Raw genomic sequence first — 15341 nt, forward strand, 5'->3', positions numbered from 1 at the left:
TAAAATCGACGCTGGCAGGTGAATTGTCACTTGCCAGCTTTTTTTTGTATCGCTAAGTTAGACAGCGGCCAGGTAAGTTACCAATAACGAATGTTGTGTGGCTATGACAGGCCTGATATAACTGCTGCGCGGTCGTGCTTTGAAGGAAACGGGTACGATATAAATAATAACGAGAGGAAGAGAAGAGTGAATAAATCTCAACTGATAGACAAAATTGCCGCAGGTGCTGATATTTCTAAAGCCGCGGCTGGACGTGCGTTAGATGCTGTGATCGCTTCTGTTACTGAATCTCTGCAGTCCGGGGAAGACGTGGCACTGGTTGGCTTTGGTACTTTTGCTGTTAAAGAGCGTGCTGCTCGTACAGGCCGCAATCCTCAGACCGGTAAAGAAATCACTATCGCTGCAGCGAAAGTCCCAGGATTCCGTGCGGGTAAAGCGCTGAAAGACGCGGTTAACTGAGTTTTCGACCAGTTAATACCTTCTGGCCGTTGGATTTCGAATTACAGCCAAGATCTCTGTAACTTGAAGGATGGCAGCCAGAGCCGTAAAGCTTTGTCAGGGGCGCATCAACAGATGTGCCTTTTTTGTTTCTGGCGTCCTAATTTTTCGCAAGCTTGATGATTTGGGGCGGGTTTCTTGTCACAATACCCTCTTGCGCGCAGTGGCGAGTAACGAGCGTTCGCAAGGATGCCATGACGGCTGCGCAGGGTTTACCAATCACACTACAGCGGAGTGTTGTTACACCATGATGGACAATTTACGCGCGGCGGCAAACCACGTCGTGCTCAAGATCATTCTGGGTTTGATTATCGTGTCTTTCATTTTGACCGGCGTGGGTAATTACCTGATTGGCGGCAGCGCCAATTACGCTGCAAAAGTGAATGACCAGGAGATTGGTCGTGGGCAGTTCGAAAATGCGGTAGCCAGCGAACGTAATCGCCAGCAACAGCAGTTAGGTGAACAGTTCTCAGCGCTTGCTTCCAGCGAAGGCTATATGAAGCAGATGCGCCAGCAGGTGCTGTCTCGTATGATCGATGAAGCCCTGATGGACCAGTACGCTAAACACCTTGGTCTGGGCATCAGCGACGAACAGATCAAACAGGCCATTTTTAAAGAGCCGGCATTCCAGAACAACGGTAAATTCGACAATGCCCGCTATAAAGCCATCATCAGCAATATGGGCATGACGGCGGATCAGTACGCGCAGGCGCTGCGTAACCAGCTGACCACACAGCAGCTTATTAGCGCCGTTGTGGGTACAGACTTTATGCTCACTGGCGAAACCGACGAGCTGGCCGCGCTGGTGGCTCAGGAACGCCTGGTACGTGAAGCCACCATCGATGTGAATGCGCTGGCAGCGAAGCAGGACGTTTCCGAGCAGGAAATCACCAGCAGCTATGAGCAGAACAAAAACAGCTACGTAGCGCCCGAGCAGTTCAAAGTCAGCTATATCAAGCTTGACGCTGCCTCAATGCCGGAGACGGCAACGGACGCGGATATTCAGTCTTATTACGACCAGCATCAGGATGAATTCACCCAGCCACAGCGTAACCGCTACAGCGTGATTCAGACTAAAACTGAAGCGGAAGCCAAAGCTGTTCTGGAAGAGCTGAACAAAGGTGGCGACTTCGCGGCGCTGGCGAAAGAGAAGTCAGCCGACATCATTTCTGCCCGTAACGGTGGCGATATGGGCTGGCTGGAGCCGGGCACAACGCCTGATGAATTGAAAAACGCCGGTCTGAAAGAAAAAGGCCAGTTGTCTGGCGTTATCAAATCCTCCGTTGGTTTCCTTGTGGTTCGCCTTGATGATGTTCAGCCAGCGCAAACCAAACCGCTGGCTGAAGTGCACGACGCGATTGCTGCCAAAGTAAAACAGGATAAAGCCCTGGACGCTTACTATGCGCTGCAACAGAAAGTAAGCGATGCGGCAAGCAACGATAACGAATCCCTTGCGGGTGCCGAACAGGTTGCGGGCGTTAAGGCCGTTGAGACGGGCTGGTTTGGTCACGATAACCTGCCAGCAGAGCTAAACTTCAAACCTGTTTCAGACGCTATTTTCAATGGTGGTCTGGTAGGTGAAAACGGCGCGCCGGGAAGCAACTCTGACATCATCACCGTTGACGGCGACCGTGCATTTGTTCTGCGCGTGTCAGAGCACAAAGCAGAAGCCGTTAAGCCTTTGGCTGAAGTGCGCGAGCAGGTTAGCGCTCAGGTTAAACATCGCAAAGCCGAACAGCAGGCAAAACTGCAGGCGGACAAGCTCCTTACTGAACTGAAGCAGGGCAAAGGTGACGCGGCGATGCAAGCCGCAGGGTTAAGCTTTGGTGCCGCCAAAACGCTGACCCGTACGGGTCAGGATCCGGTAAGCCAGGCGGCCTTCACGCTACCATTGCCTGCTAAAGACAAGCCGGGTTACGGCGTGGCCAACGACATGCAGGGCAACGTGGTGCTGTTAGCCCTGGATGAAGTAAAAGCCGGCACCATGCCTGCGGAACAGAAAAAAGCGATGGTGCAGGGTATTACCCAGAACAACGCCCAGATCGCCTTCGAAGCGTTGATGACCAATCTGCGTAAAGAAGCGAAGATCAAAACGGGTGATATTGTCGACCAGCAGCAATAATTCTCAGCGTTTCTCGCATTCCGTTGCAACGTAGTGCAATAACCAAAGGCCGCTTTCGCGGCCTTTTCCATATTTTAACTTTGGCATTTGTTTACGTTTTCTCTCGTCGGTAAGGTGGCCTGGCTGCTAAACACACAAGGAGGAAACAGCATGAAGTCAGGAATAAAAGTTTTTTATCTTATCTTAACGCTTATCGGTGCAGGCGCCTGTTCACCGGCTTATGCGGTTCCCACAACCGCAAAAAACGTTGCCACCACGCAGACAGCCGCTACGGCTGAAAGTAACGCAGCCAAAGCGTCCACGCCCAAAACTATCGACGCGAAAACGACGGACGCCGGCGACGGTGTGGTGAGTATCAACACGGCAAGCGCCGAAGTAATAGCTCAGGTCATTAATGGGGTTGGGCTGAAAAAAGCCCAGGCTATCGTGAGCTATCGTGAAGAGTACGGGCCGTTTAAAGAACTGGATCAACTGCAGGAGGTGCCGGGGATTGGCAGCGCGCTGGTGGAACGTAACCGCGCGCGCATCAAACTTTGATGGATAGTGCGCATCGGCTCGCGTAGTCAGAAAATGTTGCTACGCTAATTGACAGGTCGTACCAGTTGGTGCGGCCTGAGTCTTATCTGCTAACTAAAATTAAAAGGTCATCGCGCTATGCAGACACAAATCAAAGTTCGTGGTTATCACATGGATGTTTACCAGCACGTGAATAATGCGCGCTATCTGGAGTTCCTTGAAGAAGCCCGCTGGGAAGGGCTGGAAAATACTACCGGCTTTCAGTGGATGACGGAACACAACATCGCTTTCATCGTCGTGAATATCAACATCAGCTACCGGCGGCCAGCGGTACTTGGCGATGTGCTGCGTATCACCAGCAAACTGCAACAGTTAAACGGCAAGAGCGGCATATTAAGCCAGGACGTTACGCTTGAGCCGGAAGGGCAGGCCGTGGCGGATGCACTGCTGACTTTTGTTTGTATAGATCTGAGGACCCAAAAAGCGGTGCCAATTGAGGGTGAGCTGCGCGAGAAGCTGGAGCAGATGATGGAGTGAAGCGCAGGGCGTGGCTCCTGCCACGCCCTGAGTCTGACTTATTTAAGGCCAGTTTTCTGCTTCATTGCGGCCATCACCGCAGCTTTGTCGGTCAGATAGCGGTTGAGACCGTTGGCGCGCAGGTTGCAGGCGGCGCACTTTCCGCAGCCGTCGCCCTGAATGCCGTTGTAGCAGGTGAGGGTCTGGCTGCGCACCAGATCAAGCTGCTGCCAGTAGTCCGCCAGCGCCCAGGTTTCTGCTTTATCAAGCCACATCAGCGGCGTTTCAAACCGGATGTCACGCGCCATGCCCAGGCTTACCGCGTGATTTAGCGCTTTTACGAATTCGTCCCGGCAGTCCGGGTAGCCTGAGAAGTCAGTTTCGCAAACGCCGGTAATAACGGCTTCGGCTTCAACCTGCCAGGCATAAATAGCCGTGAAGGTCAGAAACAGGATGTTACGGCCTGGAACGAAAGTGTCTGGAATGCCGTTTTCTGCTGGATCGTAATCCGGCACCGGGATGCTATCGCGAGTCAGGCTGCTGACGGCCAGTTCATTCAGCACCGTAACATCCAGCACTTTATGGGCGCGGGCACCCAGCTTCAGCGCGAGTTCACGCGCAACGTCGATCTCAGCACGATGGCGCTGGCCATAATCAAACGTCACACAGTGTACTTCATCATACTGGTGTAAAGCCTGAATCAGGCAGGTGGTGGAATCTTGCCCACCGCTGAAGACGACGACCGCACGTTTCATGAGTAATCCTGTAATCCAAAAGTAATTTTACGGACGATATGGTAACGCTCCCGCGTGCGGCTGCCCAGCTTCTTCATGCCATCGACGGCGGCGGCAGCCAGGCCTGAGTAAAATCGAACCAGCCCCAGGCGTTAAGTTCGATGCCGTTAACCCCCGGCGGGGCGCTGACCTGGTAGCGATAGTTAAACAATGGCGTGACGATGGCATCGTGCATCAGCGAGCTGAACACAGCCTGTAAACCAGCATAGCGTTCGGTGTCATCGGGATGAGCCTGCACCGTATCAAGCGTGGCCTGCAAATGCGCATACTGGCTAGCGGTTAATACATGCGACCAGAGAATGTCGCTGCGCAGCCACTGCTCGAGCGTATACTCCGGCGCTTCGCCAATCAGCCTGTCGCCCATAACGATATCTGCCTCGGCAAGCGCCTCGCAGTCAGCCCAGGTTTTTGCGTCATGGAATATCAGCCTCAGTTCGCAGCCGAGCGTGGCGAGATATCGCTTTAGCTGCTGAGCCATCGCATGGAGTTCCATCGGCAGATGATAAATTAGCGTCAACCGGCGGGGCAGTTTCACCGCCGCCCGATCCTCCCATTGCGGCATCGTCCAGCCGGGGATCATCTCTGTGCTTGGCGTGATTAACGACTCTTCTACCGGTAACGTGCCGACAACTTCATGGCGTCGCACGATCTGCATCAACGTACGGGCCTGATCGGACGACAGGGTTCTATTTTGCCTGATAGCCAGATAGCAAAAACCCAGGCTAATACTGTTTTTCACCGGCCGTAGATGAACAAGTTCATCCTGCTGCCCGATGGCGATTTGCACCGGGTGGCGGCAACTGGTGCCAAGCGCCGCGTCAAAAAGTTGGGGGGTTATCCAGTATTCGACGGCTTTCAGTAAAGGGTGGTTCAGGTGATAGCTTTCGTGGCTTTCAATACGCACCAGGTTTGCTTTATAGCTGGCGATACGGAATGCTCCGCAGCCAAGCTGTGTATCTTCAGGGTGGGCAAGACGGCTGCAATAGCTCGCCAGCCGCCAGGGTAGCCAGTAATCGGGGCGATGCAATACAAAGCGCAGGCACCGGGCATGCGGTTGTTCGATAGTTTTTACGCTCACAAACAGGCGGCACATCGCGGGGAGCGCTAACAGCATCAGCAGACGCTGCTGTAACTGCGCGGTTTCCACCGCTTCGCCATTATGCCAGTGCAGGGTTGAGCGGATAAAGAAGTGCCAGCTCAGGCCATCGTCAGAAACCTGCCAGTGGTGAGCGAGATCGGGCTGGGGCAGCGCGCTGTTTGCCACAAAGCGCGTCAAGCCGGAAAAAATATGCCCGGCAAGATGTTGTTCAGCCCGTCCCGGCAGGAAGCCCGGTTGTAATGGCTCAAGTGGGCGATAGTAGGGGATGCGCAGGGTTGGCGTATCGTTTTGCCATTGCCCGCCGAGAAAAGGTTGCAGCAGGTAACGAAGCTGTTCGGGGGCAATTTGCGCGAGCTCCAGCGCGTTTTGATGCTGCCCTTTGTGCAATACCTCTTCCATCATTCCTGAGCGCACGCTGTCCGGCGTCACTAAAAAAGTCAGCTCGCCACGCTTGCCTCGTCCCGACCGCGCGCGCCATGTTAACCAGCCTGCCTCTTCCAGCTGATTCAGCAGGGTGCGAACGTGGCGCTCGCTGCAAAAGCAGCGGGCAGCAAGTTCAGCCACGGTTGCCTGAACGGGTTCGCCCGCTGAAGGTTGCCACAATCTCTGGTACTGATTAAGCCGATTCAACAAACGCATCATTAAACCCGGAACAATTTTTTCGAAGTATTCACTATTAGTTCCGTATATGCCAGGCAATACTGCAGGACATGTTCGAGAGGTCACAACCGGGAGTATTCATGGCACGTCTGGCTGCATTTGATATGGATGGCACGCTGCTGTTGCCTGACCATTGTCTTGGTGATGAAACGCTGCGTACGCTTAAGCGCCTGCGTGAAGAGCGTCAAATCACGCTCGCTTTTGCCACTGGCCGCCACGTGCTCGAAATGCGCCATGTTTTAGGAATGCTCGATCTGGACGCTTTCCTTATTACCGGCAACGGAACACGCATTCACAGTATGGAAGGAGATCTGCTGCATCGGCAGGATCTCACCCCGGCGGCGGCAGAAGTCGTTATTCAGGACCACTGGGACACGCAGGCCAGCATGCACGTTTTCAACGACGCGGGCTGGATGACGCAATACGAAATCCCGGAGCTGCTTCACGCTCACGTCTACAGCGGCTTCAAATATCGTCTGACAGATCTGAAGAGCCTGCCCAAAGACGAAGTGACTAAGATCTGTTTCTGCGGCGATCACGACGATCTCAGCCGGCTTAAAATTCAGCTTAGCGAAGCCCTGGGCGATAGCGCATTTCTCTGTTTCTCGGCGGTAGATTGCCTGGAAGTATTGCCGGTGGGATGCAACAAAGGCTCGGCGCTGGGCATTCTGAGCCAGCACCTTGGCCTGACGATGAAGGATTGCATGGCGTTTGGCGATGCGATGAACGACCGGGAAATGCTCTCGTCCGTCGGTCACGGTTTGATTATGGGCAACGCGATGGCCCAGTTAAAAGCGGATTTACCTCACCTGCCGGTTATTGGTCACTGCAGTAAACAGGCGGTTTCACATTATTTAACTCATTGGCTGGATACACCAAACCTTACTTATTCCCCCGAATAACAAGGCATTTTCAGCAGGCCGGGCTTGATACCCGGCCTCTTTTTTATTTCAGTAAGTCCTGAATTTTCGCGCGCCACGGCTGCAAATCACCGATATTCGCCTTCACCCACTCCGCGTTGTAGTAGGTTTCCAGATAGCGCTCGCCGCTGTCGCAAAGCAGCGTCACAATCGACCCCTTACGGCCTTCGGTACGCATACGAACCGCCATCTGTAGCGCGCCCCACATATTTGTCCCGGTTGATGCGCCCACTTTGCGGCCCAGCATCGATTCCAGCCACTGCATGGCGGCGACGCTTGCCGCGTCCGGTACACGCATCATTTCATCGATAACGTCCGGGATAAACGAAGGTTCGCAGCGCGGACGGCCAATGCCTTCGATTTTACTGCCTGCTTTGCTGCTCAGGCCGCAATCACGCTGATGCCAGTAGTCGAGAAAAACAGAATTCTGCGGATCGACCACCAGAAGCCGGGTCGGATGCCCCTGATAGCGTAGGTAGCGGCCAATCGTTGCTGAAGTGCCGCCCGTACCGGCGCTCGCCACGATATAGTCCGGCACCGGATGCGGCTCATGTTCCATCTGACGGAAGATGCTGTCGGCAATATTGTTATTACCGCGCCAGTCGGTAGCGCGTTCGGCGTAGGTGAACTGGTCCATATAGTGGCCGTTCAGCTCGCGCGCCAGCATCTCGGAGGCGGCGTAGATTTCGCAGGCGCTGTCTACAAAATGGCAGCGGCCGCCATAAAACTCGATCTGCTCGACTTTACGTTTCGCAGTACGGCCAGGCATGACGGCAATAAAAGGTAAACCCAGCAGGCGGGCAAAGTAGGCCTCAGAGACGGCAGTTGAACCAGACGAGGCCTCGATAATCGTGGTGCCTTCTTTAATCCAGCCATTGCACAGACCGTAGAGAAACAGCGACCGTGCCAGACGGTGCTTCAGGCTGCCCGTTGGGTGGGTGCTTTCATCTTTCAGATACAGTTGAATACCGGGAAAACCAGGCAAGGCGAGGCGGATAAGATGCGTGTCTGCCGAACGTTGGTAATCGGCGTTAATTTCGCTAATGGCGCGGTTTACCCAGCTGCTGGTCATGATCGGGATCCGTTTGTCTATTTGTGCTTAGCGTAAAGCAAAAGAAGGATAAAAAAGTTGCCATTTTCCCTTCGTAACGCTTTCCTTAGAGAAAACTTTTCTCCAGGAAGGCGTTATGTTAGATAAAATTGACCGTAAGCTACTATCTTTGCTGCAGGAAGACTGTACCCTCTCTTTGCAGGTGCTGGCGGATGCCGTTAACCTGACCACCACGCCCTGCTGGAAGCGCCTGAAAAAACTCGAAGATGACGGTGTTGTACGCGCGAAAGTCGCCTTGCTGGACCCTGAAAAACTTGGCCTAGGCCTCACGGCTTTTGTGTTGATAAAAACCCAGCAGCACAGCAGCGAGTGGTACTGCAAATTTGTGAGCGTAGTGGAAGAGATGCCCGAAGTGCTTGGCTTCTGGCGAATGGCTGGGGAATATGATTACCTGATGCGTGTGCAGGTGGCGGATATGAAGCGTTACGACGATTTTTATAAACGCCTGGTCAACGGTATCCCAGGCCTGGCCGATGTGACTTCGAGTTTTGCCATGGAACAGATAAAATACACGACAGCCTTGCCGATAAGCGTTTAACAACGCTGCGTTTTAACGCTTACCGGCACGACTTTAAAGCCCGCTTCGACAGACTGCAAACCAGGAATAAAACCGCGTGCGATTATTTGCTCAATTAAGCTGGTACTTCACCCGAGAATGGCGCCGCTATCTCGGGGCGGTGGCCTTGCTTATCATCATCGCTATTCTGCAACTCGTGCCGCCAAAACTGGTGGGCGTCATTGTGGACGGCGTCACTGAACATCGCCTGTCAGGACAGCAGGTGCTGATGTGGCTTGGCGTGATGATTGTAATTGCCGTCGTGGTTTATGCGCTGCGCTACGTGTGGCGCGTGTTGCTGTTTGGCGCGTCTTACCAGCTTGCGGTCGAATTGCGCGAAGACTACTACCGTCAGCTCAGCCGCCAGCATCCCGAATTTTACCTGCGTCATCGTACCGGCGACTTAATGGCGCGAGCCACGAATGACGTAGACCGCGTAGTATTTGCAGCAGGCGAAGGCGTGCTGACGCTGGTGGACTCGCTGGTAATGGGCTGCGCGGTATTGATTGTCATGTCGACTCAGATTAGCTGGGAATTAACGCTGCTGGCGCTGCTTCCTATGCCGGTGATGGCGTTGGTTATCAAACGTTATGGCGACCAGCTGCACCAGCGTTTTAAGCTCGCGCAGGCCGCGTTCTCAACGCTTAACGATCGTACTCAGGAAAGCTTAACCAGCATCCGTATGATCAAAGCTTTTGGCCTGGAGGATCGTCAGTCGGCGTTGTTTGCCTCCGAAGCGCAGGATGCCGGAGCGAAGAATATGCGCGTGGCGCGCGTTGACGCCCGTTTCGACCCAACCATTTATATTGCCATCGGCACGGCGAACTTGCTGGCGGTAGGCGGCGGGAGCTGGATGGTGATGCAGGGCACGTTAACGCTCGGGCAGCTCACAAGCTTCGTCATGTATCTGGGGCTGATGATTTGGCCGATGCTGGCGCTGGCATGGATGTTCAATATCGTCGAGCGCGGCAGCGCCGCCTACAGCCGTATTCGCAGCATGCTGGAAGAAGCTCCCTCGGTAACCGATGGCGAGAAAGAAGCGCCGAACGGGCGCGGTATCGTGCAGGCAAATATTCGCGCTTTTTACTATCCGCAAACCGCGCAGCCAACGCTTGAGAACGTGACGTTTACGCTTAGGCCCGGCGGCATGCTTGGGCTATGCGGTCCTACCGGCGCGGGGAAAAGCACCATTTTATCCCTTCTCCAGCGCCATTTTGATATCGACCAGGGCGATATCCGCTTCCACGATATCCCGCTGGTGCAAATGCAGCTGGATACCTGGCGCAGCCGCCTGGCGGTAGTGAACCAGACGCCGTTCTTATTCTCCGACACCGTGGCGAGCAACATCGCGCTGGGTAAACCGGACGCCACGCAGCAGGAAATTGAACATGTCGCGCGTCTTGCAAGCGTCCATGAAGATATTTTGCGTCTGCCGCAGGGTTACGAAACCGAGGTGGGCGAACGCGGCGTGATGCTGTCCGGCGGGCAGAAACAGCGTATTTCCATCGCCCGCGCGCTTTTGCTGGATGCGGAAATCCTAATTCTCGACGATGCGCTTTCGGCGGTGGACGGGCGTACCGAACATCAAATCCTCCACAACCTGCGTCAGTGGGGAGAGAACCGCACGGTGATTATCAGCGCGCACCGCCTGTCGGCCCTGACCGAAGCGAGCGAGATTCTGGTCATGCAGCATGGGCACGTGGCCCAGCGGGGTAACCACGAGGTGCTGGTTTCACAGCCCGGATGGTATCGCGACATGTACCGCTACCAGCAACTGGAAGCTGCGCTGGACGATGCACCGGAAGCGGTCGATACGGAGGACGCCAATGCGTAAGTTACACAAGCAGTGGCCGACGATAAAACGCCTGCTGGCCTACGGTTCGCCGTGGCGCAAACCGCTGGCGGGCGCCGTGGTGATGCTGTGGATTGCGGCGGCAGCGGAGGTCACCGGCCCGGTTCTGGTGAGCTATTTCATCGATAACATGGTGTCGCAAAATCGCTTGCCGGTTGCGCTGGTGGCCGGTCTTGCCACGGCTTACCTGTTGCTTTCCATTATGGCTGCGGGGTTGCATTACTGGCAGGCATTGCTGTTCAACCAGGCAGCCGTAGGCGTGGTGCAAAAGCTTCGTACCGACGTGATGGATGCGGCGCTTCGTCAGCCGTTGAGCGCGTTTGATACGCAGCCCGTGGGGCAGTTGATTTCCCGCGTTACCAACGATACGGAAGTGATTCGCGATCTCTATGTCACCGTCGTCGCTACCGTATTGCGCAGTGCGGCGTTAATTGGCGCGATGCTGGTGGCGATGTTCAGTCTCGACTGGCGTATGGCGCTGGTCGCCGTCACTATCTTCCCGGCCGTCCTGATTGTGATGGTGATTTATCAGCGCTACAGCACGCCGATTGTGCGCCGGGTGCGCAGCTATCTGGCGGATATCAACGATGGCTTCAATGAAGTCATCAACGGCATGGGCGTTATCCAGCAGTTCCGCCAGCAGGCGCGATTTGGCGAACGTATGGGGGCGGCGAGCCGTTCGCACTATCTGGCGCGTATGCAAACCCTGCGGCTGGACGGTTTTCTGCTGCGGCCGTTGCTCAGCCTGTTCTCTGCGCTGGTGCTTTGCGGATTACTGATGCTGTTCGGTTTCACCTCGGTAGGCACGATTGAAGTGGGCGTGCTGTACGCCTTCATCAACTATCTTGGCCGCCTTAACGAACCGCTTATCGAACTGACCACGCAGCAGTCGATGCTGCAACAGGCGGTAGTGGCCGGGGAGCGTGTCTTCGAGCTGATGGATGGCAAACGCCAGGATTACGGCAGCGATACCCGCCCGCTGGAAAGCGGCAATATCACCGTGGACAACGTTTCTTTTGCCTACCGTGGCGACCGTCTGGTGCTGCAGGACATTGATCTGGATGTACCCTCGCGCAGCTTTGTGGCGTTGGTGGGGCATACGGGCAGCGGCAAAAGCACGCTGGCTGGCCTGCTGATGGGCTATTACCCGCTTACCAGCGGTGAAATTCGACTTGATGGCCGCCCGTTAAATACGCTCAGCCACGATACCCTGCGCCGGGGCGTTGCCATGGTGCAACAGGACCCGGTGGTGCTGGCGGACTCGTTCTTTGCCAACGTAACTCTGGGGCGCGATATCAGCGAGGCGGCCGTCTGGCAGGCGCTGGAAACGGTGCAGCTGGCGGATCTCGCTCGTGCCATGGCTGAGGGCATTCACACCCGCCTGGGCGAGCAGGGCAACAATTTGTCCGTCGGGCAAAAACAGCTCCTGGCGCTGGCGCGTGTGCTGGTTGATGCGCCGCAAATCCTCATTCTGGATGAGGCGACCGCGAATATCGACTCCGGCACCGAGCAGGCTATTCAGCAGGCGCTGGCAGCCATTCGCGAACGTACAACGCTTGTAGTAATTGCCCACCGTTTATCGACCATCACCGACGCGGACACCATTCTGGTGCTGCATCGCGGTCAGGCGGTTGAGCGGGGTACGCACAGCGAACTGCTGGCCTCAGAAGGGCGCTACTGGCAGATGTATCAGTTGCAACTGGCTGGCGAAGAGCTGGCGGCCGCCACGCGCGAGGAATCATTAATCGCCTGATGCACCAGTATCAGGCAGTAAATTTGCACAGCGCCAATGTAAATCTTCGTTGGTGCAATATTGAAACGCACCGTGCACCAGCATAGTGCGTTTTTCCTTTCCAGGAACAATCTGTATTTCCGTCACCCTTTTCCCTGCTGAAAAATCTCCCGACAACGCTGATTAAAACGCTGTAAAAAGCATAGTTTTCATTTCTGGCACGGGGCTTGCTTTATCTCCATCGTGAAGCTGTGCAATTACCCATTGTCTTACCGGAGGGGAAGCTATGAAGCTGGTTACCGTGGTAATCAAACCGTTCAAACTCGAAGACGTTCGCGAAGCGTTGTCTTCTATCGGCATTCAGGGATTGACCGTAACCGAAGTTAAAGGCTTTGGTCGTCAGAAAGGTCATGCAGAGTTGTATCGCGGGGCGGAATACAGCGTCAATTTCCTGCCCAAAGTGAAAATTGACGTCGCCATTGCCGATGACCAGCTTGATGAAGTGATTGATGTCATTAGCAAAGCGGCCTACACCGGCAAAATTGGTGACGGCAAAATTTTTGTTGCCGAACTGCAACGTGTCATTCGTATTCGTACCGGCGAAGCCGACGAAGCTGCGCTGTAAGCCTCCCCAATCGTGAAAGGGACAAAAAAATGAAGAGATTAGCCTCCGTATCAGGCGTTGTCGCCCTGGCACTTGCGCCGTCGCTGGCCCTGGCCGCGCCGGCCGTTGCCGATAAAGCAGATAACGCCTTTATGATGATTTGCACCGCGTTGGTGCTGTTTATGACAATCCCTGGGCTTGCGCTGTTCTACGGCGGGCTGATTCGCTCCAAAAACGTGCTGTCGATGCTAACGCAGGTTTCGGTGACCTTTGCGCTAGTTTGTGTGCTGTGGGTGGTTTACGGCTATACGCTGGCTTTTGGTACGGGCGGCAACTTCTTTGGCAACTTCGACTGGGTGATGCTCAGGAATATTCAGTTAACCGCGCTGATGGGTTCTTTCTATCAGTATATTCACGTCGCGTTCCAGGGGTCGTTTGCCTGTATCACCGTAGGGCTGATTGTGGGGGCGCTGGCCGAACGTATTAAATTCTCCGCCGTGCTGATCTTCGTGCTGGTCTGGCTGACGCTTTCCTACGTGCCGATTGCGCACATGGTCTGGGGCGGCGGTCTGCTGGGGACACACGGTGCGATGGACTTCGCAGGCGGCACGGTTGTGCATATTAACGCCGCTGTAGCAGGCCTGGTGGGCGCTTATCTGGTCGGCAAACGCGTAGGCTACGGCAAAGAAGCGTTCAAACCGCATAACCTGCCAATGGTCTTTATGGGCACGGCAATCCTCTATTTTGGCTGGTTCGGCTTCAACGCCGGCTCTGCAAGCTCCGCTAACGAAATCGCCGCGCTGGCCTTCGTGAATACGGTTGTCGCAACGGCGGCTGCGGTACTGGGTTGGATCTTTGGCGAGTGGACGCTGCGGGGTAAACCTTCGCTGCTGGGCGCCTGTTCCGGGGCAATTGCAGGTCTGGTAGGGATCACCCCGGCTTGTGGTTATGTTGGTGTCGGCGGCGCGCTGATTATCGGTATCGCTGCGGGCCTGGCTGGTTTGTGGGGCGTGACATTGCTGAAGAAATGGCTGCGTGTTGATGACCCTTGTGATGTATTCGGCGTGCATGGCGTTTGCGGCATCGTTGGCTGCATTATGACGGGCATCTTTGCTGCGGCTTCACTGGGTGGCGTTGGCTATGCAGAAGGCGTGACCATGGGCCATCAGCTTCTGGTCCAGCTGGAAAGCATTGGCGTGACCATCGTATGGTCCGGCGTAGTGGCCTTTATCGGCTTTAAAATCGCTGACCTGACAGTTGGGCTGCGTGTACCAGAAGAGCAGGAACGCGAAGGGCTGGATGTGAATAGCCATGGCGAGAACGCTTACAACGCTTAACGATTTCTCCCCTCGCCCTGACCCTCTCCCCAAAGGGGCGAGGGAATAAATTGTGGTCTCTTGTCCTTCTGCCCAAAGAGGGAAGGGCACGGAACAGATTGTGTTCTTTTCCGCCCTCTCCCGTTCAGGGAGAGGTCCGGGGTGAGGGTCAATACTATCCCCGCTGACGCATTACCCCTTCCTGCACCGTCGAAGCAACCAGCAAGCCATCCTGGTTATAAAACTCACCGCGCACAAAACCACGCGCGCTTGATGCTGACGTGCTTTCCACGCTGTAAAGCAGCCATTCGTTCATGTCAAACGGACGGTGGAACCACATAGAATGGTCGATTGTCGCAACCTGCATGCCCGGCTCCAGGAAGCCGATACCGTGCGGCTGGAGGGCGGTTGGCAGGAAGTTAAAATCTGAAGCGTAGCCCAGCAGATATTGATGCACCCGCAGGTCGTCCGGCATTTTGCCATTGGCTCGCAGCCACGTCTGGCGGGCTGGCTCTGCCTGATGCCCTTTGAGCGGGTTGTGAAACTCAACCGGACGAATCTCCAGCGGCTTTTCGCACAGGAATTTTTCTTTTACCTGCGGCGGGAGGAATTTTTCGAAAGAACGCGCAATATCCGTTTCTGACATCAGCCCATCAGGCGAAGGGGCCTGCGGCATGGTTTTTTGATGCTCAAAGCCCGATTCTGGCGCCTGGAAAGAGGCGGTCATGTAGAAAATAGGTTTGCCGTTCTGTACGGCGGCGACGCGGCGAGCGCTAAAACTTTTGCCGTCGCGCAGCGTTTCAACGTCGTAAACGATAGGTTTCAGGCTATCGCCGGGACGCAGGAAATAGCTGTGGAAGGAGTGCACCAGGCGTTCTGCCGGGACGGTTTCTTTGGCGGCATATAGCGCCTGCCCCACCACCTGCCCTCCGAATACCTGGCGTAAACCTAAGTCCTCGCTCTGGCCCCGAAACAAACCTTCTTCAATCTTTTCCAGATTGAGTAAAGCCAATAAATTGCTGAGCGCCTGACTCATAGAACATCC

Annotated in this window: 14 protein-coding genes; 10 read left to right on the top strand and 4 right to left on the bottom strand. The window is 55.1% G+C overall.

All coding sequences use genetic code 11. The features are described from left to right. Positions 1–186 precede the first annotated feature (186 nt). The 4 genes from hupB (at position 187) to E2L00_RS12930 (ending at position 3673) form a co-directional block, all read left to right on the top strand. Positions 187–459 (top strand): nucleoid-associated protein HU-beta, encoded by a 273-nt coding sequence (hupB, locus tag E2L00_RS12915; RefSeq protein WP_008454620.1) that lies wholly within the window; start codon positions 187–189, stop codon positions 457–459. A gap of 286 nt (positions 460–745) precedes the next feature. Then, entirely contained in the window at positions 746–2620 is a 1875-nt protein-coding gene (gene ppiD, locus E2L00_RS12920) for a peptidylprolyl isomerase (protein ID WP_167612157.1), read from the top strand. Positions 2621–2770: 150 nt separating this feature from the next. Beyond that, complete coding sequence (locus E2L00_RS12925; protein ID WP_167612160.1) at positions 2771–3157, top strand: ComEA family DNA-binding protein; 387 nt, start codon at positions 2771–2773, stop codon at positions 3155–3157. 117 nt (positions 3158–3274) lie between these two features. Further along, positions 3275–3673, top strand: coding sequence for a YbgC/FadM family acyl-CoA thioesterase (locus tag E2L00_RS12930; RefSeq protein WP_167612163.1), 399 nt, complete (start codon positions 3275–3277; stop codon positions 3671–3673). Positions 3674–3711: 38 nt separating this feature from the next. Here the strand turns inward: E2L00_RS12930 and queC are convergent, their stop codons facing one another. Then, entirely contained in the window at positions 3712–4407 is a 696-nt protein-coding gene (queC, locus tag E2L00_RS12935) for a 7-cyano-7-deazaguanine synthase QueC (protein WP_167612166.1), read from the bottom strand. 73 nt (positions 4408–4480) lie between these two features. Further along, positions 4481–6184 carry an SgrR family transcriptional regulator gene (locus E2L00_RS12940; RefSeq protein ID WP_167612380.1) on the bottom strand — a complete coding sequence of 568 codons (1704 nt, stop codon included), beginning with the start codon at positions 6182–6184 and terminating at the stop codon, positions 4481–4483. A 101-nt stretch (positions 6185–6285) separates the two neighbouring features. On the opposite strand from E2L00_RS12940, the gene cof reads away from it, so the two are divergent. After that, positions 6286–7107 carry an HMP-PP phosphatase gene (gene cof, locus E2L00_RS12945; protein WP_167612169.1) on the top strand — a complete coding sequence of 274 codons (822 nt, stop codon included), beginning with the start codon at positions 6286–6288 and terminating at the stop codon, positions 7105–7107. A 43-nt stretch (positions 7108–7150) separates the two neighbouring features. Here cof and E2L00_RS12950 read toward each other — a convergent pair whose 3' ends face one another. Further along, positions 7151–8197 carry a PLP-dependent cysteine synthase family protein gene (locus E2L00_RS12950; protein ID WP_167612172.1) on the bottom strand — a complete coding sequence of 349 codons (1047 nt, stop codon included), beginning with the start codon at positions 8195–8197 and terminating at the stop codon, positions 7151–7153. A gap of 115 nt (positions 8198–8312) precedes the next feature. Here E2L00_RS12950 and E2L00_RS12955 point away from each other — a divergent pair, with 115 nt between their 5' ends. From E2L00_RS12955 to amtB, 5 genes are all read left to right on the top strand, one after another. After that, the gene (locus tag E2L00_RS12955) at positions 8313–8774 is read left to right on the top strand and encodes an Lrp/AsnC family transcriptional regulator (protein ID WP_167612175.1); all 462 of its coding nucleotides are present in this window, start codon (positions 8313–8315) and stop codon (positions 8772–8774) included. Positions 8775–8850: 76 nt separating this feature from the next. Continuing rightward, positions 8851–10626: a SmdA family multidrug ABC transporter permease/ATP-binding protein gene (locus E2L00_RS12960; RefSeq protein ID WP_167612178.1), complete on the top strand. Its 1776-nt coding sequence runs from the start codon at positions 8851–8853 to the stop codon at positions 10624–10626. After that, entirely contained in the window at positions 10619–12397 is a 1779-nt protein-coding gene (locus E2L00_RS12965) for a SmdB family multidrug efflux ABC transporter permease/ATP-binding protein (protein WP_167612181.1), read from the top strand. The genes E2L00_RS12960 and E2L00_RS12965 overlap by 8 nt, the downstream gene beginning before the upstream one ends. A gap of 265 nt (positions 12398–12662) precedes the next feature. Continuing rightward, positions 12663–13001: a P-II family nitrogen regulator gene (gene glnK / locus E2L00_RS12970; RefSeq protein WP_002891893.1), complete on the top strand. Its 339-nt coding sequence runs from the start codon at positions 12663–12665 to the stop codon at positions 12999–13001. Between the two features lie 29 nt (positions 13002–13030). After that, positions 13031–14317, top strand: coding sequence for an ammonium transporter AmtB (gene amtB / locus E2L00_RS12975; RefSeq protein WP_167612184.1), 1287 nt, complete (start codon positions 13031–13033; stop codon positions 14315–14317). 154 nt (positions 14318–14471) lie between these two features. On the opposite strand, the gene tesB is transcribed toward amtB, so the two are convergent. Beyond that, a complete protein-coding gene (gene tesB, locus E2L00_RS12980; RefSeq protein ID WP_167612187.1) occupies positions 14472–15332 on the bottom strand; it encodes an acyl-CoA thioesterase II in 861 nt (286 codons plus the stop codon). Between the last annotated feature and the right edge of the window lie 9 nt (positions 15333–15341).

It is taken from the genome of Cedecea colo (genome assembly GCF_011808225.1).
GTDB classification, from domain to species: domain Bacteria; phylum Pseudomonadota; class Gammaproteobacteria; order Enterobacterales; family Enterobacteriaceae; genus Dryocola; species Dryocola colo.